At 63.2% G+C, this 21891-nt stretch carries 22 protein-coding genes; 5 read left to right on the plus strand and 17 right to left on the minus strand.

From position 1 onward, the window contains the following. From puhE to idi, 3 genes are read left to right on the plus strand one after another with little or no spacing between them, the layout of a single operon-like run. The gene (gene puhE / locus ABC729_RS17935) at positions 1-822 is read left to right on the plus strand and encodes a putative photosynthetic complex assembly protein PuhE (protein WP_495608972.1); all 822 of its coding nucleotides are present in this window, start codon (positions 1-3) and stop codon (positions 820-822) included. 33 nt (positions 823-855) lie between these two features. Further along, the gene (gene hemA / locus ABC729_RS17940) at positions 856-2073 is read left to right on the plus strand and encodes a 5-aminolevulinate synthase (protein WP_495608973.1); all 1218 of its coding nucleotides are present in this window, start codon (positions 856-858) and stop codon (positions 2071-2073) included. A 21-nt stretch (positions 2074-2094) separates the two neighbouring features. Beyond that, positions 2095-2631 (plus strand): isopentenyl-diphosphate delta-isomerase, encoded by a 537-nt coding sequence (gene idi, locus ABC729_RS17945; RefSeq protein WP_495608974.1) that lies wholly within the window; start codon positions 2095-2097, stop codon positions 2629-2631. 171 nt (positions 2632-2802) lie between these two features. Here the strand turns inward: idi and pufC are convergent, their stop codons facing one another. From pufC to ABC729_RS18005, 12 genes are all read right to left on the minus strand, one after another. Beyond that, a complete protein-coding gene (gene pufC / locus ABC729_RS17950; protein WP_495608975.1) occupies positions 2803-3909 on the minus strand; it encodes a photosynthetic reaction center cytochrome PufC in 1107 nt (368 codons plus the stop codon). Between the two features lie 13 nt (positions 3910-3922). Then, positions 3923-4885, minus strand: a complete 963-nt coding sequence (gene pufM, locus ABC729_RS17955) for a photosynthetic reaction center subunit M (RefSeq protein WP_488966155.1) — start codon at positions 4883-4885, stop codon at positions 3923-3925. A 13-nt stretch (positions 4886-4898) separates the two neighbouring features. After that, positions 4899-5744: a photosynthetic reaction center subunit L gene (gene pufL / locus ABC729_RS17960; RefSeq protein WP_495608976.1), complete on the minus strand. Its 846-nt coding sequence runs from the start codon at positions 5742-5744 to the stop codon at positions 4899-4901. A 114-nt stretch (positions 5745-5858) separates the two neighbouring features. Beyond that, positions 5859-6056 carry a light-harvesting antenna LH1, alpha subunit gene (pufA, locus tag ABC729_RS17965; protein ID WP_495608977.1) on the minus strand — a complete coding sequence of 66 codons (198 nt, stop codon included), beginning with the start codon at positions 6054-6056 and terminating at the stop codon, positions 5859-5861. A 12-nt stretch (positions 6057-6068) separates the two neighbouring features. Then, a complete protein-coding gene (gene pufB, locus ABC729_RS17970) occupies positions 6069-6290 on the minus strand; it encodes a light-harvesting antenna LH1, beta subunit (protein ID WP_054166378.1) in 222 nt (73 codons plus the stop codon). Positions 6291-6405: 115 nt separating this feature from the next. Further along, entirely contained in the window at positions 6406-6627 is a 222-nt protein-coding gene (locus ABC729_RS17975) for a hypothetical protein (protein WP_495608978.1), read from the minus strand. 46 nt (positions 6628-6673) lie between these two features. Further along, positions 6674-8116 (minus strand): chlorophyllide a reductase subunit Z, encoded by a 1443-nt coding sequence (gene bchZ / locus ABC729_RS17980; RefSeq protein ID WP_495608979.1) that lies wholly within the window; start codon positions 8114-8116, stop codon positions 6674-6676. Then, positions 8110-9690, minus strand: a complete 1581-nt coding sequence (gene bchY / locus ABC729_RS17985) for a chlorophyllide a reductase subunit Y (RefSeq protein WP_495608980.1) — start codon at positions 9688-9690, stop codon at positions 8110-8112. The genes bchZ and bchY overlap by 7 nt, the downstream gene beginning before the upstream one ends. Positions 9691-9703: 13 nt before the next feature. Further along, entirely contained in the window at positions 9704-10675 is a 972-nt protein-coding gene (locus ABC729_RS17990; protein WP_495609522.1) for a chlorophyllide a reductase iron protein subunit X, read from the minus strand. A gap of 35 nt (positions 10676-10710) precedes the next feature. After that, positions 10711-11649 carry a chlorophyll synthesis pathway protein BchC gene (gene bchC, locus ABC729_RS17995; protein WP_495608981.1) on the minus strand — a complete coding sequence of 313 codons (939 nt, stop codon included), beginning with the start codon at positions 11647-11649 and terminating at the stop codon, positions 10711-10713. A 108-nt stretch (positions 11650-11757) separates the two neighbouring features. Continuing rightward, on the minus strand, positions 11758-12897 hold the full coding sequence (locus tag ABC729_RS18000; protein WP_495608982.1) for a methyltransferase: 1140 nt from the start codon (positions 12895-12897) through the stop codon (positions 11758-11760). 7 nt (positions 12898-12904) lie between these two features. Then, positions 12905-13774 carry a polyprenyl synthetase family protein gene (locus tag ABC729_RS18005; protein ID WP_495608983.1) on the minus strand — a complete coding sequence of 290 codons (870 nt, stop codon included), beginning with the start codon at positions 13772-13774 and terminating at the stop codon, positions 12905-12907. 110 nt (positions 13775-13884) lie between these two features. Here ABC729_RS18005 and crtD point away from each other — a divergent pair, with 110 nt between their 5' ends. Both crtD and ABC729_RS18015 read left to right on the plus strand, forming a co-directional pair. Next, positions 13885-15462 carry a 1-hydroxycarotenoid 3,4-desaturase CrtD gene (crtD, locus tag ABC729_RS18010; protein ID WP_495608984.1) on the plus strand — a complete coding sequence of 526 codons (1578 nt, stop codon included), beginning with the start codon at positions 13885-13887 and terminating at the stop codon, positions 15460-15462. 14 nt (positions 15463-15476) lie between these two features. Then, complete coding sequence (locus tag ABC729_RS18015; RefSeq protein ID WP_495609523.1) at positions 15477-16331, plus strand: carotenoid 1,2-hydratase; 855 nt, start codon at positions 15477-15479, stop codon at positions 16329-16331. Here ABC729_RS18015 and ABC729_RS18020 read toward each other — a convergent pair. Genes ABC729_RS18020 through ABC729_RS18040 form a run of 5 tightly spaced genes read right to left on the minus strand, consistent with a single transcriptional unit; the run spans position 16328 to position 21881 of the window. Then, entirely contained in the window at positions 16328-16495 is a 168-nt protein-coding gene (locus ABC729_RS18020; protein WP_495608985.1) for a hypothetical protein, read from the minus strand. The two genes, ABC729_RS18015 and ABC729_RS18020, sit on opposite strands and share 4 nt — an antisense overlap. Continuing rightward, positions 16488-17666: a phytoene/squalene synthase family protein gene (locus tag ABC729_RS18025; RefSeq protein ID WP_495608986.1), complete on the minus strand. Its 1179-nt coding sequence runs from the start codon at positions 17664-17666 to the stop codon at positions 16488-16490. The genes ABC729_RS18020 and ABC729_RS18025 overlap by 8 nt, the downstream gene beginning before the upstream one ends. Next, positions 17663-19216: a phytoene desaturase family protein gene (gene crtI, locus ABC729_RS18030; RefSeq protein ID WP_495608987.1), complete on the minus strand. Its 1554-nt coding sequence runs from the start codon at positions 19214-19216 to the stop codon at positions 17663-17665. Before crtI ends, ABC729_RS18025 begins: the two co-directional genes overlap by 4 nt. Next, positions 19213-20121: an alpha/beta fold hydrolase BchO gene (bchO, locus tag ABC729_RS18035; RefSeq protein WP_495608988.1), complete on the minus strand. Its 909-nt coding sequence runs from the start codon at positions 20119-20121 to the stop codon at positions 19213-19215. The genes crtI and bchO overlap by 4 nt, the downstream gene beginning before the upstream one ends. Next, a complete protein-coding gene (locus ABC729_RS18040; RefSeq protein ID WP_495608989.1) occupies positions 20118-21881 on the minus strand; it encodes a VWA domain-containing protein in 1764 nt (587 codons plus the stop codon). The genes bchO and ABC729_RS18040 overlap by 4 nt, the downstream gene beginning before the upstream one ends. Positions 21882-21891 lie beyond the last annotated feature (10 nt).

The raw sequence follows: 21891 nt of genomic DNA on the forward strand, positions 1-21891 counted from the left end.
ATGGAAGTCGCCAACCCGGTCATCGTTGTGCTGATCGCCATCGGGGTCTGGTGGCTGTCGACCGGGCTTGTGCTGGCCATGGTCCATCGGACTGAGCGTGGAGGCTGGGGTCCGGTGCAGGTGATGCCGCTGATGACGCTGTTCGGTATCGCCGGCGTCGGCCTGATGTGGATTGGGGCGGAAGAGAAAACCTCGTTCGGGTCCTATGCCGGGTTCTTTGGTGCCCTGCTGGTCTGGGCCTGGCATGAGGCGGCGTTCCTGACCGGCGTGCTGATGGGCGGTCGGTCCGGGGAATGCCCGCCGGCCCTGTCTGGCTTTGCACGTTTCCGCGCCGCGTGGGAAGCGATCTGCGATCATGAGATTGCCATTCTGATCACCGGGCTTGGGCTTTGGCTGCTGCTGGCGGACAGCCCCAACCTGTTCGGTCTGGCGGCCTTTGGCCTGCTATGGGGCATGCGGATTTCGGCGAAGCTGTTGATTTTCTTCGGCGCGCCAAACGCGATCAGTGAGTTGATGCCAAGGCGCATCGCGCATCTGAAAAGCTACTTCAAGACCGATCACCTGACGCCGCTTTTTTATCTGCTGATGGCGGGTGCAGTTACGCTGTTCATCCTTCTGGTCATCGCGGCCAATGAGGCGACACAGGATCATTCCGTGGTCGGGCACTCATTGCTGGCGACCTTCATGGCGCTGGCCATCCTCGAACATCTGGTTCTCGTCCTCCCCGTTTCCGACACGGCGCTTTGGCGCTGGGCGGTGCCGGGCGGGGGCAAACATGGCCGGTTGCCCATTGGCGGGCAGGCCACCGACAAGCAGCAATAAGTCTGGGATACAGGGACGGAAAGGGGATTAAAAATGGACGTTTTCGCTCATATGCAGCAGGCATTGCACGACCTGAAGATAGCGGGCAATTACCGCGTCTTCGCTGAACTGGAGCGTCAGTGCGCGGACTTTCCCAGGGCGACCGTCCACAGGGCCGATGGTGAAACAGGCGAAGTGACCGTCTGGTGTTCCAATGACTATCTGGGCATGGGACAAAACCCCAAAGTGACCGGGCGGATGACGGAAATCATCGCCAAATGTGGGGCAGGGGCCGGCGGCACCCGTAACATTTCCGGCACCAACCATTACCATGTGCAACTGGAGAAGGAGCTGGCCGACCTGCATGGCAAGGAAGCGGCCCTGATCTTCACCTCCGGCTACGTTTCCAACTGGGCCGCACTTGGCACGTTGCTCTCACGCATCCCCGGCATCATCGTCTATTCCGATGCCCTGAACCATGCCTCCATGATCGAGGGCATCCGCCATTCGGGATGTGAGCGCCGCATCTTCCGGCACAATGATTACCAGCATCTGCGCAAGCTGATGGCCGCCGATGATCCGAAACTGCCCAAGATGGTCGCCTTTGAATCCGTCTATTCGATGGATGGCGACATCGCGCCGATCAAGGAGATCTGCGACGTTGCCGATGAGTTCGGTGCCATCACCTATATCGACGAGGTCCATGCCGTGGGCATGTATGGCCCGCGCGGTGGCGGCGTGGCGGAACGCGAAGGCCTGATGGACCGGATCACGGTCATTGAAGGCACGCTGGGCAAGGCCTATGGCTGCATGGGTGGCTATATCACGGGATCGGAAGTGCTGGTCGATTTCGTTCGTTCCTTCGCGTCGGGCTTCATCTTCACTACGGCCCTGCCGCCGGCGCTGGCCGCCGGTGCCACCGAGGCAATCCGGCATCTGAAGGAAAGCCAGATCGAACGGGCGCGCCACCAGGCAACGGTGGCCAAGGTACGCCAGGCGCTTGACGCGCGTGGTATCCCGCACATGCATAATCCCAGCCATATCGTGCCGGTGATGGTGGGCAATGCTGCCAAGTGCAAATGGATTTCCGACATCCTGCTGGATCAGTTCGGAATCTATGTGCAGCCCATCAATTATCCTACCGTTCCCGTCGGCACCGAACGTCTGCGCATCACGCCGACCCCGTTGCATACGGATGCCGATATCAAGCATCTGGCCGATGCGCTGTCGTCGCTGTGGTCACAATGTGCCCTGGCGCGTCAGGTGGCCTGATCCCAGGAGGCGACCATGGGAATGATCGACAGACCAATCGTCATCCCGGCAGTGGCCGCCGACGGATCGCTGTATCCAATTGAGAAAATGCAGGCCCATATTACGGGCCAGCTGCATCTGGCGGTCTCGGTCTTCGTCTTTGACGGGGACCGGCTGCTGCTGCAGAAGCGCGCGCAGGGCAAGTATCATTGCGGTGGCCTGTGGGCCAATACCTGCTGTTCCCACCCGCATTGGCGCGAAACGGTGGAAGATTGCGCCACCCGCCGTCTGACGGAGGAGCTGGGGATCACACTGCCCCTGCGGCGTCACCAGACCGTCGATTATGAAGCCGATGTCGGCGCCGGCCTTCGGGAGCATGAGCGCGTGACGCTGTTCAGCGCCTCGGCCGACCGGACCCGTCTGGTCCCAATTCCTGACCCGGAAGAGGTTGAGGCCACCCGCTGGATCAGCTTGGCCAACCTCCGGCGTGAAATCGCGCGTGATCCGAACAGTTTCACACCGTGGCTGCGGATTTATCTGGAGCGGTTCCCAGACCTGTCCTTCGATCAGGCGGCGTGATTTTCAAAGACATGGATCAGCGATGAGCGCCGGCGATTGCGGGCCCGTTTCGCATGTGCTGGACAAAAGAAAACAGGGGGAGCCTTGCGGCTCCCCCTGGAGTTGTCGCCGTCATGGGGGAACGACGGCCCATGACAGGGAGAGCTGCGGGACGTGCCCGCAGCCGGCCCCTTACGGCTGGGTAACGGGCGTGGCGGCGCCGCCTAGCACTTCGGTCTTGCCAGGAATGTAGGTGCTGAAATTCGGCACATCCGTGGAGCCTTTGACGGCAACAGCGTCGATGTAATCCTTCAGCATGGACACGCCATAGAGCGGCTTCTGCACGCCATTATGGCAGGTTGCACAGCCGATCTTCAGCACATCACCCTCCGGTCCCTTGCGGTTGGCCGGAAAGACAGGGGTCAGCCCCTGCATGTAATCGACATTAAGGTGACGGGCCATCTTGATGCCGTGCCATGCGGTCACCCGCTGCGGCGGGCTTTGGTCCCAATCGTTGAAGGCACGGGTATTGTGGCAGGTGGTACAGTTCACGCCGAGCGATTCCGACATGTGTACCATCAAGGCCCATGTTTCTTCGGTTTCCTTGGTTCCGACGGGGTTCTTGCCCGTGGGAAGGGCCGTTGTCGAATGAACCCGGATCGGTTTGTCACCCAGCAGATAATCAGACAGGGCGTTCTGCGGCAGGGAGGTCTTTCCAGCATTGACCGCGACGACGTTCTGGCCGCTGCGGTTGGAGGTCATGTTGCCCGCCGGTTTGGGGTCGAGGGTCGTACTCCAGACTTGTGCCGGCACACCCTTACCGCGATGGCAGGTGTAGCAGGTGACACCTGTTTCAGCGACATGGGCCTTCCAGTCGACATTGATCGATTGGGTCATCTGGATCATGCGGCGGGCGACGACCTTCTGATAGATCTCGTCCGATGCCATATTGTCCGGGTTATGGCAGTAGTTGCAGCCGGCTTCCGGTGCCACCCATTCGGTGATGGAGGCCATGAACTGGTTGAACTGATCGCCCGACAGATTGCCCAGAACCTGGACATTCTGATAAAGGGCAGAGGCCTTGTCGCCTGTCGGATCGGCCTCCCACGGGGCAGGTGGGGCGACGTTGGCGGCCTTCAGGGCGGCCTCTGTCTCCAAGTCCCGGTGGTGATACATGCCGGTACCACGAAAGCCGAGCTGATCGGTGGCAACGGGTGGCGCATCCCAGCCAGCGCCGACGAAGCTGGCCACGGCCAGCAGGGTGCCGGCGGAGGCGGCGAATGGTAACCAGAGTTTCATGGTCCTCCCTCCCTTATTGCGCCGGATCGACGACGTTGGGCCACATGTCGGGCAGCGGTGAGACAAGCCCGTGGTTGACGCCCCACAGGTACCAATTGTCGACCACGGTGCCGGTCAGCAGGATGCCGATGCCGCCCGTCAGCGGCGTCAGGATGGCGAACCACCAGGCCCAGCGGTGAACGGATTCCATGGTTGCGTTGAACCCCATCGTCCAGCGCCAGAACAGGGCCGCGCGTTCCGAGGCGGTGCCCCGGTCGGTGATCTGTTCCAGTTCCCGCTCGCCACCATATTTGCCGACCGCCAGGATCGTTGCGCCATGCATGGCGAACAGCAGGACGGAGCCGTACAGGAACACGATGGAGAGGCAGTGGAAGGGGTTGTAGTAGAGGTTGCCGTAGCGGATGGAGAAGGCGGCCGTCCAGTCCAGGTGCGGGAAGATGCCGAACGGCACCGCTTCGGAGAAATTCCCCATCAGCAACGGGCGGATGAAGCCCAGCACCAGGAACAGCCAGATGGCTGCTGCAAAGGCCCAGGCGACATGGGTCCCCATCTCCAGCTGCCGGGCGCGGCGATAGACGCGAACCCACCAGAGCAGAACCGACAGGGTCAGGAAGAAGCCAGCGATCAGCCACCAGCCACCCTCCGCCAAGGGCGGTAACACCTTCAGCCCGTATTTGGCCGCCGGCGGCTCCAGACCCAGCCAGAACAGCTGCCGGACAAACTCAATCGGGTCCCAGCCGACAGAGGCCAGCATGTTCAGCCCGATGATCTCAAAAGCGATGAAACCGAAGACCAGCGACAGGGTGCCCAGATAGCCCAGATAAATGGGCCCGATCTGGGCATTGCCGATAATGCCGAACAGGCGCACGAAGAATGGCTTACCGGTACGCGGACTGTCGCCCCGGGGCAGCGGCATGCCTTCTTCGGCGGGGCCGCTGACTTGGATCGGGGTGATGATGTTCTGATATTGTGCCATCACTCAATCCTCCTCAGCGCCAGATCGGAAGTTCAAGCCACCAGCTCCACCACTGGGGCCAGCCCTTGTTCCAGAAGGGCCCACTGATGATGATGCAGACCGCACTCCAGAACCCGGCATTCAGCGCCAGGATCAGACCCAGCCGGTGGATGCCCAGTGTGCCGATCGAATAGCCAATGATGTCGCGGAAGAAGGTGTCTTCATATTCCGGCGTCTTCACCTCGGCCTGTTTGCCCGGGTCATCAAGCGAGGCGCCCGGATTGGCAGCCGACAGGATCAGACCGCCATGGAGCGACAGGGCCAAGGTCGTCGTGAAGAAGAACGACACGGCGATCATGTGCGCCGGATTGTAATGGAAGTGCAGATACTGGTACCCGACGTTCGACACCCAGTCGAGGTGACTGAAAATGCCATACGGAAAGCCATTTCCCCACGCACCCAGCAGCAGGGGTCGAAACACCACCAGCGTGGCATAGGCGAAGATGGCGAAGGAAAAGGCGAAGGGGACGTGATAGCCGATGCCCAGCTTTCGACAAATCTCCACCTCACGCAGCGCCCAGGAGATGAACGCCCCCAACGCGCAGACCGTAATGATCTGCCACAGGCCGCCCTGTTTCAGCGGGGCCAGCGCCAGACCATAGGACAGGTCGGGCGGCGCGATTGAGATCTGCCAGATGTTCCAGGTTGGCCCGATGGCCGCCCCGTACAGGATCAGGGCTGTGCCCAAAATGGCGAAGAAGGCGGTGGTAACGCCGAAGAACCCGACATAGAAGGGCCCGACCCAGAAGTCGAACAGGTCGCCGCCGATCAGCGTTCCACCGCGCACGCGATATTTGCGTTCAAAACTGAGCAGCGCCATGTACGTGCCCTCCGAGAGAGGCCAGCCAGTTGGTCATCCAGTTGGCGATGTCTTTTGTTGAATGTTGGCGGCGGGCGGGGCCGTCACCGGCCACGCCTGCTGCCGTCTTGGGGATCAGCCGACGCTCTGTTGATCCGTACCCTGGTAGAGCGAATGCTCGATCACGCTGGTCTTGAGGGGCTTGCCCTCCAGCCAGTTGAACCGCTCAGTGCTCAGCAGGATGAAATGGATCAGGATGGCGAGCGTGAACAGAAACACGGACAGTGCGACCAGCGCCTTGCGCGGATCGAACATCAGCCAGATTCTCCACATATCGCTTTCTCCTTAACCGATCATCGGCAGCAGTGATTGTGCCGTTTGGCCGATGCCTTCCAGTGAGGCATAACCATTCGGCCCTGGGATCCATGGGCGCCACATCCAGACCAGAACATGCGCGGCGATGGCGATCGCCGTGAAGATCAGGAAGCCTTGGATGAAGAACGAATGGACCTCGCGAGCTTCGCTTTCGGTCAGACCCGAAAGTGAGACGTTTGATGAGTCAGCCATCAAATCCACCTCCTCGTCTCGAATGCCGCGGCACCCCCGCGGCAGGGTTCCAGCAATGCCACCGGGGTGACACGACCGGGATTTGACGGTGTCGAGCACACCGGCAAGGAAGCGGTTACACGTTGAACGCGTAACCGATGGCGGCGTGGGCCGACGAACGGGCCTCTGCAAAAATCGACTGCGCAGGGCGGGCGGTGCTGCGGTGGAAAACGCGGGTGGTCCGGCCAGCCATCGTGGCCGCCAGACAAAGCGGGTAGGAAATCAGGAAGACGAGGCGCATTTCTGCGCGCTCCAACTGTCGGCCCCTGGCGGCCCCATGTCCGATGCTGAACATCATCTTGTCCTCCCCGCTGCCGTCCCCCGACGGCATCTTGATTAGGTCTTTACGCGTGTACGCTGGCGGCCCCTTTGACATGACCAGCCGTGACCTCATGCGCGCCTTCGCGGCGCGCCTCCCTTTCGGCCGCTTCCCGCAGACGTTTGGCAGCCGAGATGCGGATCAGGACGGGTTCCGCGCTGATCCGCTGTTCCAGAAGCGCCTGTGCATCCGGCGACCAGGGCAGCGCGCTGCCGGTGCGCGTGGTGGTCGGCTCAATCGCGTCCAACTCTCCGGCCCGGGGCAGGATGTCGAACAGCATGTCGAAAAGGGCATTGCAAACCTCCTGGATCAACCAGGACGCCCCGGAATAGCCCATGACCGGCGTGCCTGTATGGCGACGGACAATGGCACCGGGATAGGAGAGCTGGATGAACTTGCCGCGCTGACCGCGCTCGGCCATGTACATGCGTTCGTTGAACGATCCGAACATGATCATCGGCGGCTTGCCGGTGACCATGTCCTGGATCGCGTCATTGTCGGTCTTGACGCCCGGCTTGCGCTGTACCGCGAAGGCGCAGGGCAGGCCCATTTCCTCTTCCAGGAAATTGCGCACGCCGCGCGTATAGGTTTCCCCCGCGACCACGGCGAAGCTTGCCGTCCCGAAGAAATCCTGGGTCACCGAGCGCCAGAGATCCCATAGCGGCTTCAGCGTTGTGTGTTTTTCGCGCTTGATGAAGGGTTCCGGGTCCAGACCCAGCATTTCCCCCAATTGCCGCAGGAAGGCGGTGGTGGAGTGGATGCCGATGGGGGCCTGCAAATAGGGGCGGTCCAGGCTTTCGCACAGCAACCGCCCGAATTCCCTGTATAGGCAGATATTGGCATCAGCATCGGCCAGCTTGCGAACATCATCTACGTGGCTTCCCAGGGGGAAGACCATGTTGACCTCTGCCCCCAACCCTTCTACGAGCCGGCGGATTTCCGCCAAGTCGGAGGGCATATTGTAGGTACCGTAGATGGGGCCGATGATATTGACGCGGGGCTTGGCCCCTTCCGGGCGTCGGCGCGGGGCGGGGACCTTGCCGCCCTTCGGTCCGAATTCCGTCCACAGCCATTTCAGGGCGCGGTCAGCACTCTGCCACTGGTCCTCATCGATGGTGCGCGGCAGGAAACGGACGATATTTGACCCTTCCGGCGTGACCCCGCCGCCGATCATCTCCGCGATGGAACCGGTGACCACGACGGCCGGCAGGTTGGGGTCCAGGGCCAGACGCGCCCGCTTCATCGCCCCTTCGGTGCCATGGCGGCCCAGCTCATCCTCCGACAGGCCGCTGACCACGATGGGCAGTTCATGCGGGGGCAGGGCGTCGGTATAGTGCAGCACGGAAGTGACGGGCAGGTTTTCACAGCCCACAGGGCCGTCAATGATCACCTGCAGCCCCTTGATCGCCGTGAAGGCGTAGACGCTGCCCCAGTAGCCGCCGGCTCTATCATGGTCGAGGATCAGCATCCGACGCTATCTCCATTATCGACCGCATTGCGCGATTGGTTGGTCTTAGCCGCGTATTTGCGACGAAAGGCGCTGCGGTCCTGTGGCACCTCTTCCCAGATGCCGGCGGCGTCACCCGTGCCAACCCCGTCGAAGAAGGCGTTCATCGCATCAAAGCGCGGCTTGTTGGCGATGGCACCATTGATGACCGAGGGCAGCGACCCCGGCCCCGCCGGGCCCATCAGGGGGCGGGCGGAGATCAGGTTGGTGAAGTAGAGCGCCGGCGTTCCCGCCTCCTTTGCCTTCTGCACCACGGGCGTCGTGCCGATGGCAAGGTCGGGTTTGAATTCGGCAAAGGCCGCCAGATCCTGTTCCAGCGAGGCGCGGAAACGGACGATCACGCCCTTGGCCGCAAGCCATTCCGCATCCTCGGCATTGTAGGGCGTCTTCGGGCAGGCCGTGCCGACATAGCGCAGGTCAGCGCCCAGTTCGACCAGCAAACGACCCACCAGCAGTTCAGAACCTTCATATCCCGACAGGGTGATACGGCCATTGATGCGGTTGGCGGCCAGCCCGGCGCTGATCGCGCCACGCATGGCGTTGCGGGTCTGGTCGATCTTGGCCTGCGGCACCCCACAGCGCTGCCCGATGGCGGACAGCCAGGCATCGGTGCCATCCAGCCCGATGGGGGCGGACCCGACAATGGGTCGGCCCGCCGCCGTAAATTCCCGGAAGGTGGCGGTGTAGAAAGGGTGTATGGCGGCAACGGCGGCGCAATCCAGCGCACCATACAGGTCCCGCCATTCCCGCACTGGAATGCTGGGTCCCACCGCCAGACCCATCGGGTCCAGCATATTGCCGATGACGACAGGGTCGGCCGGAAACATCTCGCCCACCAGCGTGACGGTCGGCTTGTCCTTCAACCCGGCACGCGGCATCTGTACCGGGCCTGCCTCTGCTTCCTGTCGCGCATAGGACAGCATGGCACCCGACAGCACGTCCTTGGCCTCGGCATGGGTAGGTACGCCGAAGCCGGGTACGTCGATCCCGATGATGCGGACCCCGTCAATCTCCTTCGGCAGCATTTTCAGCGGAATGCCCGATGCGGTGGGTACGCAGAGATTGGTGACGATGACGGCATCAAATCGACCCGGATCGGCCATCAGATGCACGGCCTCGACGATGTCCTCGTAAAGCTTGCCGGTGACCAGCGTTTCAGAGCTGAACGGCACATAGCCGACGGAGCGCTTGGCCCCATAGAAATGGGAGGTGAAGGTCAGACCATAGACGCAGCAGGCCGATCCCGACAGGATGGTGCCAACCCGCCGCATCCGCAAGCCAACGCGCAGCGATCCGAACGCCGGGCACATGGACTGCGGCTGATCATGCGGTCCCTTGGGGTAATCGCGTTCCAGCCGGTCCATCAGTTCGTCATTGCCGGCAGCACGGGCGGCGGCACGCGACAGCTCGACGCCACCATGGCACCCGGCTGCGACGGGCTTTACACCGTCCGCCGTGAAGCCCGTGCTCACGTCCCCGGACAGGGCCGTCTCACCGGCAGCTTCGCGTGTGAAGTCCAAGGGCTGGTCGTCCATGGTTGCGTGCCCCTCAGACCCGGTCGTAGATGACTTCGAGCGAAGCGCGTTTCAGCGCACCCGCAGGGCACATATCTTCCGGTGTCGCCGGTTCCAGCTGGAAATTGCCGCCGGTCTGACTGGCGTCGAACAGGCCCAGCAGGCCATCCTGATCCAGCGGGCGTGGCAGTACCGGCGGGGCTTCCGCCAGATTGATCGACAGCGCCTCGAACAGGGGTCCCCAACGATTATCGGGAGTACCGATGATCTGATAATTGGCGCTCTTGCGGCGGATGTCTTCGTCCTGCGGGATAGAGGCCAGAACCGGGATGCCGACCGCGTCGGCGAAGGCCTGCGCCTCCCCGGTGCCGTCATCCTTGTTGATGACCAGACCTGCCACACCGACATTGCCGCCCAGATTGCGAAAATATTTCACCGCTGAGCAGACATTATTGGCCACGTAGAGGGACTGGAGATCATTGGACCCGACCACCACGACTTTCTGGCACATATCGCGGGCGATCGGCAGGCCGAAGCCACCGCAGACCACATCGCCCAGGAAATCCAGCAGGACAAAGTCGAAGTCCCATTCATGGAACCCCAGCTTTTCCAGCGTCTCAAACCCGTGGATGATGCCGCGACCGCCGCAGCCACGGCCCACTTCCGGGCCGCCCAGTTCCATGGCGAACACGCCGTCGCGCTTGAAACAGACGTCGGAGATGGAAACTTCCTGACCGGCTTCCTTGCGGCGGGACGCTGTCTGGATGATGGTCGGGCAGGCGCGCCCCCCGAACAACAGCGATGTCGTGTCGCTTTTTGGGTCGCAGCCGATCAGCAGCACCTTCTTACCCAGCTGTGCCAGCATGTAGGAAAGGTTGGCCAGCGTGAAACTCTTGCCGATACCGCCCTTGCCATAGATGGCAATGATCTGGGTTTCCTTGGTGACCTTGCCGACATGCGGCGCATCGGGTTCGATGGCCGCTTCCTCACGCAGGCGCCTGCTCATGGATTTCGGGCTGCTGCGGACGTCCAGATCAAGGCTCATGCGGCTTTCCTCCAGTCGATCACCATTTTCAGGCAGCCGAGGTCGTTGAATGCGGTTGCGTAGGCAGATGACGCCTGGGCCGGTGCGGCCCGGTGTGTCAGCAACCCGTCGAGGGACAAACGCCCGGTTTCCACCAGACGAATAACCGCGGAAACATCCTCCGGGCGGAATTCCGCCGCGATGGACAAAGTCAGTTCCCGCATGAAGGCCGGGGCAAAGGCATAACCCACCCGTTCCCCATAGAACCCGGCCAGGATCAGTTCCGCCGGCTTGCGCAGGCGGGTAATGATGCTGTCGATGGCGGTGGCATCGCCGCTGGCATCAATCGCGGTGCCATAGCGCGTGTCGCCATCTTCCCCGGGATACATCACCGAATAGCCTTTGCCTCCGGTGCGACGGGTGGCGGCCGTTTCCCAAACAACGGGTGCCGCAAAATCAAGGGCAAGCACCATGCGGGCGATCAGACGCCCGAGCACGCCGTGGCCCACGACCAAACCCACCGGACCCTGCGCCCGTCGCACCGCATGGTGCGCCGTTGCCGCCAGGGCCAGCAGGACCCCATTCTCCTGCAAGGCAGGTCCAACTTCGAACACCCGCGCGCCCGGCACAACCAGGGTAGAAGCGTTGGCCCCAAACAGGCCCGCCGCGTCTGCATAGCAACTGGCACCGGGAACAAAGACCGTAGCGCCAATGCGATGGCCGGAGTCCGGTCCAGCCTGGATGACCTGCCCCACCGTTTCATAGCCAGGAACCAGCGGATAGGACATGCCGGGAAACCGGGGCATCGTGCCCTGGAACAGCATCTTCTCCGTGCCTGTGGAAACACCGCTGGCAACCGTCTCAACCACGACGTCGCCGGGCCCCGGAGCATGGAGAGCCAGTCGCCGAACAGCGACGTCTCCCGGTCTCTCGAATACCACAGCCGTCGCGTACATTCGGGCACCTCCCCAAGGCGAGCAATCCGTTTACGCTGATGTCATATTAAGTTGACACATAGAACTGTCAATTAGTATTTACACTTTTTTGGTTAACCGTGCTTGGCGTTATCGGACCGCAGTCACGATGGTGGCGATCAGCGGGTTTGGCGTCGCCAGTGTGCGGATGGTCTGGAACCCCGCTGCCGACAGAAATTGGGCGATTTCCCGCGCGCTGCGGCAACGTCCTGATCCCATGGCCAGGAAGTAGACACCGAAATAGGCGGCTGACAGCCGCGCCCCCTCGCTGTGCCCATCCATGGCTTCGGCGACGATCAGGGTGGTGCCGGGCCGCAGCGACCGGTGAATGTTGGCCAGAATGGTTTCCACACGCGAATCATCGTGATCGCACAGCACCCGGATCAGGGTCACGCAATCGGCGTCACCGGGCACCGGGTCGCGGCTGAAATCGCCACCATGGACCCGCGTTCGTGCCCCCAGGCCCAGAGTGTCAAGGTGCTGCGCCGCGCGGTCTGCCACAGCGGGGAGATCGAAAAGGCGCAGCCCAAGGCCTGGATGGGCATCGGCCGCCGCGGCCAGGAAAGCGCCATCGCCGCCCCCGATATCCAGCAGGATGGTGTACGGGCTGAAATCATGGCTGGCGAGAATGCAGTCAGCCATCATCGCCTGACTTTCCCGCATCAAGGTGGAGTAACCTTCCACTTCGGCGGGCATCGGTCCGTCGGCCCCCATATCCCGGACATAGGCCCAGTAGCGGCGCAATTCCGTCTGGTCGCCACCTGTCCGCAACAACTGGTCCGGATCGATCAGGTCACGGTAGAGCATGGCATGGTGGCGGACCATGGCGTCCAAACCCCTGTCCGCCGCCAGGATGACGCCAGTATCGTCCAACACCCACAGGTCGGGCCGGATCTCAATCAGCAGGTCCAAGGCGGCATTGGCGCGCAGCAGCAAGCGCGCCCGATCTGCCGGCAGCGCCAGACAGTCGGCAACTGAGGCCGTCGTCAGCGCCCCATGCTGCAAGGCCCGGTAGAGACCCAACCGTACCCCGGCCAGCAGCACCTGTGAAAAGATGAAACCGCCCGTCAGGCGGAACAGTGCATTGGCCTTGCCATTGCCGATGGCGCGCAGAAGCGGCAGCCGCGCCACCCATCGGCGGAAACCAGGGCTTGCCACCATCCGGATGCGCCACAACCGCAGACGAAGCGCCAAAGATGGGGTTTCCGCGTCGGCGATGGGCATTGGCATGCCTGTGTCAGGCAGCGCTGACGGACAGGGTCTTCGGCATCAGCCGCGTCGCCTCGTTCAGGATCATGGCACGGAACGGGTCGCGCCCGGCGCAGTCCGGCACGCTGTCAGCGGCGGTTTCCACCAGGGTGCGCAGATGTTGCAGCGCCTTGGGTACGCCCAGCGCCCTGACGATGTTGGGCTTGCCGTTACGCCCATCCTGGCCGGCGGGTTTCCCCATGCTGTCCGTGGCACCCAGTGCATCATAGAGATCATCCGCCACCTGATAGGCAGACCCCAGGGCATCGGCCAGCGTCAACCAATCCTGCGGATTGCCGCCCGCCGCGATGGCACCCGTCGAAACGGCGCCGGCAAACAGGGAGGCGGTCTTGGCCCGATGATACTGGGTAATGTCAATGTCCGCTTCCACTTCCCATGCCTGTCCGGCGACCAGCCCGTAAGGTGACCCGACAGCCTTGGCGATAGTGGCAATCAGGGGGGCGGTCAGGCGCGGCGCGTGCATTGTCTCGCGCGCCACGGTTTCGAACGCCGCCACGATCAGGCCATCCCCCACCAGAAGGGCGATCTCTTCGCCGAACTCTGTATGCACGGAAGCCTGCCCCCGCCGGGTCGCGGCATTGTCGAAACAGGGCATGTCGTCATGGACCAGCGAAGCACAGTGCAGCAATTCAATGGCGACGGCGGCGGCATTGGCCGCCTTCGGGTCCCCGTCGCCACAGGCCGTCGCGACGGCCAGGCAAAGACGAGGTCGTATGCGGGCACCACCGGGAAACACCGCGTGGCGCAGCCCCTTTGCCAGCAGCTGTGGACAACCATTGGCCGTCGCAAGCCGCAAGGCGAGCTGCAGTCCGGCTTCAATGCGCTCAGGCAAATCCATGGGCCGACCTCCGTGCACATAATTGTCAATTTAACTAGACGACAAAATGTGTAAATATAAATTGACACAAACGGATGGAAAGTCAATCCGCGAGGAGCAGGCCAAACGAAATGGGCGTTGACACCCGAACAGACGATGCCGTGGTCATTGTGGGGGCCGGTATGGGCGGCCTTGCGGCCTCGCTGGTGCTTGCCCATGCGGGATATCGGGTGACGGTCGTGGATGCCGCGACCGCCCCTGGCGGCAAGCTGCGGCAGGTGACGGCGGGCGGGCGTCTGTTTGATGCAGGGCCGACGGTCCTGACCATGAAATGGGTCTTTGATGAATTGCTCGCGCGGTTTGGCACGGCCCTGGAAACAGAGCTGCGGTTGACCCGGTGTGACGTGCTGGCCCGGCATTACTGGCGGGGTGGGCAGCAACTGGACCTCTTCACCAATGCCGCCCGGACCCAGGATGCCATCGGTGACTTTGCAGGTGCAAAGGCGGCGGCGGGTTTCGCCCGCTTCGCCACCGACAGCGCCCGGATATACCGGCTGCTGGAACGTAGCTTCATTGATGCACCAAGACCCAACCCGTTGTCGCTGTCGGTCCGTATCGGCTTGCACCGTCCAGCGTCACTGATGGCGCTTCGGCCTTACACCAAGCTCTGGTCGGCGCTCTCCAGTTACTTTGCCGATCAAAGGCTGCGGCAGCTGTTTGGCCGTTACGCCACTTATTGCGGGTCCTCGCCGTTCTTGGCACCGGCAACGCTGATGTTGATCGCGCATGTCGAACAGATGGGTGTGTGGATTGTCGATGGCGGCATGGCGGCACTGGCCCGGTGCCTGATGACCCTGGCGCAGGCGGCGGGTGTGGAATTTCGGTTTGGAGAACGGGTTGTCACGATCGACCGGGACCTGTCCGGCCGATCTGTCACCGGTGTGACAACCGATCAACAGCAGCATCTGCGCGCCGGTTCCATCATCTATAATGGTGATGTGGCGGCCTTGGCAGCAATGATGAACCCGGCGGCCCCGCCCCCGCGCCGACCGGCGGAACGGTCGCTGTCGGCGTTGGTCGCCTGTGGTGTGGCAAAGCCGGAAGGGGTCGCGCTGGCCCATCACTCCGTTTTCTTCAGCGATGATTACGCAGCGGAGTTCGATGCCATCCGGTGCCACCGTCGCCCACCAGCCGACCCTACCGTCTATCTCTGCGCCCAGGATCGGACCGACAGCGGGCGTCTGCGGGCAGACGGGGTGGGGGAACGGCTCTACAGCCTGATGAATATGCCGGCGGATGGCGACAGCCATGCCTATACGCAAAGCGAGATCGACCGATGCCTGTCCGCGATGGAAAGACGCCTTTCGGCCAACGGGTTGACGTTGACCTACGATCGCCTGGTTCTGTCGGTGACGACGCCGGACTGGTTTCACCGGCTGTATCCGGGAACGGGCGGGGCCTTGTACGGGATGGCGTCACATGGCCCGATGGCATCCTTTCGGCGTCCAGCGGCAGCGGGTCCGATCCGGGGTCTGTATCTGGCGGGGGGCAGCGTGCATCCGGGGCCGGGGGTGCCGATGGCGGCCCTGTCGGGGAAGATCGCGGCGGAAAGGCTTATAGCGGACCAGGCTTTGATCGGTCGGTCCCGGTCGGCGGCTACCACTGGTGGTATGTCGATGCGGTCAGTGACTGCGGACAATATGCGCTGACGGTCATCGCCTTCATCGGCTCCGTCTTCTCCCCCTATTATCATTGGTCCGGGCGGGGGCAGCCGGATGATCATGTGGCGCTGAACATCGCGCTTTATGGCCCTGGTGGCAATGTCTGGTGCATGACGGAGCGGGGTCGTGGCAGCCTTCAACGCAGCGTGCGACAGCTTCGGATCGGGCCCAGCGGCCTGTCGATGCATGGCGACCGGCTGGTGATTGATTTCACGGAAATGGCCTTGCCCTGGCCGGGGCAGCGCCTGTGGCCGAAGCGAGTAACGGGGCGTGTGGAACTGACCCCCTTTATCGGCGGTGACCGAGTTTTCCACATGGATCCCGCGGGCCGGCATGTCTGGTCGCCCCGTATGCCCCGGGCCATAGCCACTGTTGACTGCGATGCGTTGCCCGGCGGCGGCTGGCAGGGGCGTGCCTATCATGACATGAATTACGGCGACCGCGCCCTGGAACAGGATTTTGTCGGCTGGGACTGGGCCCGGGGCAGTGACGGGGCGGATGGCGATACGGTCATCCTTTATGACGCGCTTCTGCGTCAGGGACCCCGCCGCCGCTTCGCCCTGCGCTATGACGGTCGGGACGCAGCACCCCAGATGCTGACCATCCCCGACCGACAGCCATTGCCACGCGGCATCTGGGGCGTGCGCGCCGGGATCGCCTGCGACCTTGCGGACAGGCCGCGTATGTTGAACCGACTGGAAGATTCTCCATTCTATATCCGGTCGCGGGTTGAAACCGTCCTGGATGGACAGCGGATGGAGATGATGCACGAAACGCTGGATTGCCGCCGGCTGTCCCATCCCCTGGTGCGGCTGATGCTGCCCTTCCGTATGCCGCGCCGGGCGCGCTATCCTTAGCGACGATCCCTGCTGTCGTCGGGCGTCTCTGCCTGATGCGCCTTGGCGCGTTCGCGGTCCTGCTTCTCATATTTCCGCAGGTCCAGCCGTTGCCAGATATAAAATCCGATTGCCAGGGCGAAGACGAAAGCCGCTTCAATCAGCCCGAAATAATCCTCAAGCAACGCGCCCCGCTTTCTGCCACCGTTCCTGCCTTTGCGCCCGCCTTTCGTCCCGACTGCGCAGTTGCAGACGCAGCAAGATCGACGCCACGGTGTCCAGGCTGGCGGCAGGGCGTTGGTGTGGCGTTGCCACCGCGCGGGCCTGTTGAAAGGTTTCAGCGGCGGCCGTGACCATCTGGCGCACCGCCGGATCGGCAGGTGCGACTTCCGCCGTTTGGGTGATTCCGGCAGGCAGCGGGGTGGGTTTCAGGGCCTGTACCACCAGCACCAGCTTGCGCGCCAGCGTGGTACGGGCCCGGCAGCTGACACTGTCAAACCCGTTACGCGCGATGCTGCGGCCAATATCCTGATAGGTGAGGGCGGCGGCGCGGATGGCATGGCGGCAATCCGCCGGAAGCCGCACGATCCCGGTATGACCAAGCTGGTAATGGTGATCGGCAACCATCAACAGGCGCCGCACCACTTGGCCCAGTGCCGGCGTAAATCGGGGGGCGGCCAGGAAGGCATCGGCGTCAATCCCCGCCTCCCGCAGCCAGTCCAGGGGCAGATACAGGCGGCCATTGCGCGCATCCTCACCCACGTCGCGTGCAATATTGGTAAGCTGCATGGCAAGGCCCAGGTCGGCGGCCCGCGCCAGGGTCCAGACATCGCCCTCATTCATGACCAGCGACATCATCAGGCCGACGGTGGATGCGACCCGGGCCGCATAATCCTTAACGTCCGCCATCGTGTGGAACCGTCGCCCCTCCATATCCATGGCGAAGCCGTCGAGAAGGGCCAGCGGAATGGCCTTGGCAATGGCGTGCTGATGCACGATCCGGGCAAAGGCCCGGTCGCAGGCATGGTTGTACGGAACACCTTCATAAAGCCGGTCCAGCCGGTCACACAGCCGGTCCAGCGCATCGGGCTGTCGCGCCTGATCATCAATCAGATCGTCGGAGTGCCGGCAGAACGCATAGAGCGCATGGGCCGCCTGCCGGGTGTGCCGGGGCAACAGAAGGGAGGCGATATGGAACGATTTCGACCCGCGCCGGATAGAGGCGGTGCAATTGTCCAGATCGGCCATATCCCCCCTGAAACCATAATTCAGTTCGATAGACCGGCCCGACAGCGGCCGCGCCATACGATTAGCGTCGGTTTCCGGGCTGTCGGTGGTGGTGGTCAATTCCGTCATCGTGGCACGTTTCCCCCGCCGAAGGCGCTTGGGTCTGGTACAAGGCCGGCGACAATGCGGGCCGATGACAGGACCCCCGGCAGGCCGGCACCCGGGTGGGTTCCCGCCCCGCAGAGAAACAGATTATCAAGTTCCTCGCTGCGGTTATGGGGTCGGAACCAGGCGCTTTGCAGCAGTTTTGGTTCCAGGGCGAAGGCCGCCCCCTGCCATGACAGCAGCCGATCGCGGAAATCCAACGGTGTTGCCAAGTGGGAGACGGTGATATGCCGCTCCAGGTCGGGCAGGATGGTGCGCGACAGGTGGGCCGCGATGCGCTGACGATAGGTTTCCGCCATCTCCCCCCAATCCACCGCCCCGCCCAGATTGGGAACCGGGCTCAGCACATAAAAGGCATCGCAGCCTGCGGGGGCCACGCTGGGGTCGACGGCACTGGGGCGGTGAAGATACAGGCTGAAATCATCGGCGAGGCGTTGCCGGTGGAAGATATCATCCAACAGCCCACGGTAACGCGGCCCGAACAGCATTGTGTGGTGATGAACATCCTCATACCGCCGGCTGGTCCCGAAATACCAGACAAACAGCCCCATGGAATAATCGCCCCGGGCGATTTTACTGTCGGTCCAGCGCCGCCTGGGGTGGTGACGCAGCAAGCGCCCATAGGTGGTGGCCGGATCACCGTTTGAAATTACAATGTCGGCGGCAATCACCTCACCGCTGGTGAGACGCACGCCCGTGGCCCGTCGCCCCTCCGTCATGATCATGTCAACCGTTTCGCCCAGACGGATGGTTCCGCCATTGCGCCGGACCAGATTGGCAATCCCCTGTACCAGCGCATTGGTCCCGCCCATGGCATAATGCACGCCGTACCGGCTCTCCAAATGGGCGATCAGACAGTAGAAGGAGGTGGCGGAGTAGGGGTTGCCGCCGATCAGCAGCGGATGGAAAGAAAAGATGGTGCGCAGCCGGTCATTCCGGAAATGCTTCGACACAACCGAATGGACGGAGCGATAGCCGCCAAGCCGCGCCAGTGAGACCAGGGTTCGGGCTGTGAAGGTCAGGCTGTGGAAGGGGCGGTGGGCCAACTGTTCGAACGCGACCTCATAGATACGTCGGCTTTCGTCCATGAAACTGCGATATCCCGGCACGTCGCCGGGGGCGAAGCGGGCGACCTCCGCTTCCATCGCGACGGGATCACCGGAATAATCGAACCAAGCCCCGTCATCGAAACGGATACGGTAGAACGGATTGCAGGGCCGCAGTTCAACATCTTCGGACAGCCGCCCCCCGCAATCCCGCCACAGTTGCTCGAACATCCAGGGGGCGGTGATGATGGTTGGGCCCGCATCGAAAACGAACCCGTCCAGCCGGTGGGCGTAGGCCCGCCCGCCCGGCGCATCCAGCGGATCGATGATGGTGACGCCATAGCCGCGGGCCGCCAGCAGGGCACCAGTGGACAGCCCGCCGACCCCCGCGCCGATCACAACAGCCTGTGGCTGGGACGGATCGGGTGTCTGGGTGTCGATCCCTGGGCGGGGGCGGATCATGTTCATGCGGCATCCACCGTTTCGGACAGGCGGGTGGCGACAGCGTTGGCCACCAAGGTACTGACCAGATCGGGCCGGCATTCATGCAGCAGGTGGCCGCCGCGATCCACCAGGGTCAGGCGCGCCCCCTCGGCATGTTCCGCCGCGTGACGGGAATCCCGACAGGGCACCATCGGGTCATCCTTCGCGGCGATCAGGGTTGGCGGAACCGGCAAAGCGGCCAGCAGCCGGTCGAACCGGTTCAGGTTCCACGCCGCCATCATACCAAGCGCACCTTGTACATGCCCCGATGATGTCAGCAGCCTGCGATAAAGATCGGCGCCCCGATCATCGATGATGGACCCGGTGGCGGACAACAGATTATCCCCGAACCATCCACCCCGTGCGGCCAGGGAAAACATCGTCGCCGTGAAAGGGGCCGCGAACAGCGCCTTTGCCAGGGGGGAGAACAGCCTGTTGCCCTTGATGGGAAGGAAGGCCCCATTGATGGCGACGACCAGCGGCCCGGTCCGCCGCCGGCTTGCCGCGGCCAGGCTGATGGCGATGGCTGCCCCTGCTGAATGGCCGACAAGGGCGATCGGCGTCAGATCCATGGCCGATATCAGCGCCTGCACCAACCGGGTCATGCCGGTCAGCGACAGGTCCAGGTTTCGGCGCGGGCGGCTGAATCCATGGCAGGGCAGGTCAATGGCGACGACCCGGTGCGCCCCGGCGAGTGCAGGCATCAGATATCGCCAGGAATGGCAGGCAGCTCCCGTTCCATGCAACAGCAGCAGCAGCGGCCCCCCTTCCGGTCCCATTTCTTGAATATGCCAGCGCAGGTCCGCGGTATCGACAAAGCGGCTGGCCGACCGGTGGGGCCAGTCCTGTCCATCACGATCCCAGTCCAGCCAAGCCCCGCCCTGCGTCATGGCAGCCCCTTATGCATCGTGGTTCGCACGATCTGCGACATGCGTGCGGCATCGGCCTGACGCAGCAGATGCAGTTCGGCCCCCAGCATGCCGGCCAAGCTCGTCACGCTGTCGCGTGGTCGCCGCGCGATGTCGATACAGATGCAGGTCAGACCATGTTCACGGTAAAGGCTTGCGATCCTCTCAGTCTGGCGTCCGGCCAAGGCCCGGTCAGCGGTGCCATCCAAGGCGATATTGCCGCTGCCATCGGTCATCACCACCACAATGGGAGTACTGCCCCGTCGGCGCGCGGACAGGGCCATCTCCAACCCGCGCTCCAGCCCGGAGGCAAGCGGTGTCGGGCCGCCGCCGGGCATGGCCGACAGACGTCGCTTGGCCGACACCAGCGAGCGCGTGGGGGGCATCAGGATTTCCGCTGCCTTACCGCGAAAGGCGATGAGCGAGACCTCGTCACGCCGGACATAGCAGTCGGCCAGCAGCTGTTCGATGGCACCTTTGGTTTCGCCAAGCCGTTCCAAGGCGGTGGACCCAGAGGCATCCACGACAAAGATGGCGGTGGATGGTTGTTCATGTCGCCGCCGCCGGTAGCGGAAGTCCTCCTTGCGGATAAGCAGCCCGCCCGCATCGCCCGAACCGGGGCGCAACTGTGCCCGGAACATTTGCCAGGGAATGGCGGCCCTTAATGTCTCCACCAGATCGGGCCGCGCGTCGGGGAACGGGGGGCTGCTGCTGGCGGAATAGGGTCTACCCCGCCTCGTATTGCGTGCCGATGCACCACCTTTGCCGGCCCTGCGGCCCTGGCGGGCTGCCCGTTCCCCGCTGGTCAGTGTCAGGCCATCAATACGGCCCTGTTCCACAGCGGCCAGCAGTTCGGTCAGGCTGTCCAGTTCCTGAGGCATCCCATCAGCACCGTCCTGCGGGCCTGGGCCGCTTGCGGCATTTTCCGGGGCGGGGGGCGGTGCGCTCTGCTGTTCCGGTTTCGGCTGTACCTGTGGTGGTTCTACGCCAATACATAGTCGAAGTGCCGCCACAGCGTCTTCTGCACCTGCGGCCTCGCGTCCCGCAAGGGCGGCGTGGATGCGTGCCACCCGCGACAGGTGATGGAATGTACGCTGCGACCGATGGCCGGTCGCCGTCGCGATGCCACACAGAGCTTCAAGTATCCCGTCCGCGATCCCCACGGATTGCCAGTTATCGGGGGCCTGTGGCGATGCATCCGGCGTCATGCTGCTGGAAAGGGCCACACCGTCGAGGTTGATATGGAGACCCAGCCGATCGGCCAGGGCGGCGGGCAGCGCTTCTTCAGGATTGGCGGCCTCGTCCAGGGCGATGACGGTGAAACGGCAGGGAGGGCGTGGACATGCATCCATTCCTGGTCCTGGGCGCAGGCTGGGGCAGACCTGTGTGTCCATAGCCTCGGCAATCACCGCAGCGGCTCCCGGTTCCAGCCGTTCAGCCATCGGGATGGTCAGCAAGCCACCATCGGCGGCGGACAGGATACCACTGTCCCAGACCAGCCTGCTATCGGCCAGCGACCGCGCAATATCCAGACGACCGCTCAACGTCGCCGCCGTGACACCCGGTGGCAGCCGCATGTTGGGGCCGGAGGACATCAATGACCGAAGATGCGCCAGAAAGCGGTCGCGGACACCTGACGCGCGGGCGGTGACCCACAGGCCACCAATCGCCGTTCCGCCCGTTGCCAGGATCTGGGCTGCTGTCAGCGCCAAGCGCCATCGCTCCTCGCTCTGGCGCTGCATGTCGCTGCAT

It is taken from the genome of Niveispirillum sp. CC-CTL257 (assembly GCF_059489915.1).

What these genes read in the sequence shown, in the direction of transcription:
- puhE (WP_495608972.1), top strand. Translation starts at nt 1, where the DNA reads ATGGAAGTCGCCAACCCGGTCATCGTTGTGCTGATCGCCATCGGGGTC.
- hemA (WP_495608973.1), top strand. Translation starts at nt 856, where the DNA reads ATGGACGTTTTCGCTCATATGCAGCAGGCATTGCACGACCTGAAGATA.
- idi (WP_495608974.1), top strand. Translation starts at nt 2,095, where the DNA reads ATGATCGACAGACCAATCGTCATCCCGGCAGTGGCCGCCGACGGATCG.
- pufC (WP_495608975.1), bottom strand. Translation starts at nt 3,909, where the DNA reads ATGAAACTCTGGTTACCATTCGCCGCCTCCGCCGGCACCCTGCTGGCC.
- pufM (WP_488966155.1), bottom strand. Translation starts at nt 4,885, where the DNA reads ATGGCACAATATCAGAACATCATCACCCCGATCCAAGTCAGCGGCCCC.
- pufL (WP_495608976.1), bottom strand. Translation starts at nt 5,744, where the DNA reads ATGGCGCTGCTCAGTTTTGAACGCAAATATCGCGTGCGCGGTGGAACG.
- pufA (WP_495608977.1), bottom strand. Translation starts at nt 6,056, where the DNA reads ATGTGGAGAATCTGGCTGATGTTCGATCCGCGCAAGGCGCTGGTCGCA.
- pufB (WP_054166378.1), bottom strand. Translation starts at nt 6,290, where the DNA reads ATGGCTGACTCATCAAACGTCTCACTTTCGGGTCTGACCGAAAGCGAA.
- ABC729_RS17975 (WP_495608978.1), bottom strand. Translation starts at nt 6,627, where the DNA reads ATGATGTTCAGCATCGGACATGGGGCCGCCAGGGGCCGACAGTTGGAG.
- bchZ (WP_495608979.1), bottom strand. Translation starts at nt 8,116, where the DNA reads ATGCTGATCCTCGACCATGATAGAGCCGGCGGCTACTGGGGCAGCGTC.
- bchY (WP_495608980.1), bottom strand. Translation starts at nt 9,690, where the DNA reads ATGGACGACCAGCCCTTGGACTTCACACGCGAAGCTGCCGGTGAGACG.
- ABC729_RS17990 (WP_495609522.1), bottom strand. Translation starts at nt 10,675, where the DNA reads ATGAGCAGGCGCCTGCGTGAGGAAGCGGCCATCGAACCCGATGCGCCG.
- bchC (WP_495608981.1), bottom strand. Translation starts at nt 11,649, where the DNA reads ATGTACGCGACGGCTGTGGTATTCGAGAGACCGGGAGACGTCGCTGTT.
- ABC729_RS18000 (WP_495608982.1), bottom strand. Translation starts at nt 12,897, where the DNA reads ATGCCAATGCCCATCGCCGACGCGGAAACCCCATCTTTGGCGCTTCGT.
- ABC729_RS18005 (WP_495608983.1), bottom strand. Translation starts at nt 13,774, where the DNA reads ATGGATTTGCCTGAGCGCATTGAAGCCGGACTGCAGCTCGCCTTGCGG.
- crtD (WP_495608984.1), top strand. Translation starts at nt 13,885, where the DNA reads ATGGGCGTTGACACCCGAACAGACGATGCCGTGGTCATTGTGGGGGCC.
- ABC729_RS18025 (WP_495608986.1), bottom strand. Translation starts at nt 17,666, where the DNA reads ATGACGGAATTGACCACCACCACCGACAGCCCGGAAACCGACGCTAAT.
- crtI (WP_495608987.1), bottom strand. Translation starts at nt 19,216, where the DNA reads ATGAACATGATCCGCCCCCGCCCAGGGATCGACACCCAGACACCCGAT.
- bchO (WP_495608988.1), bottom strand. Translation starts at nt 20,121, where the DNA reads ATGACGCAGGGCGGGGCTTGGCTGGACTGGGATCGTGATGGACAGGAC.
- ABC729_RS18040 (WP_495608989.1), bottom strand. Translation starts at nt 21,881, where the DNA reads ATGCAGCGCCAGAGCGAGGAGCGATGGCGCTTGGCGCTGACAGCAGCC.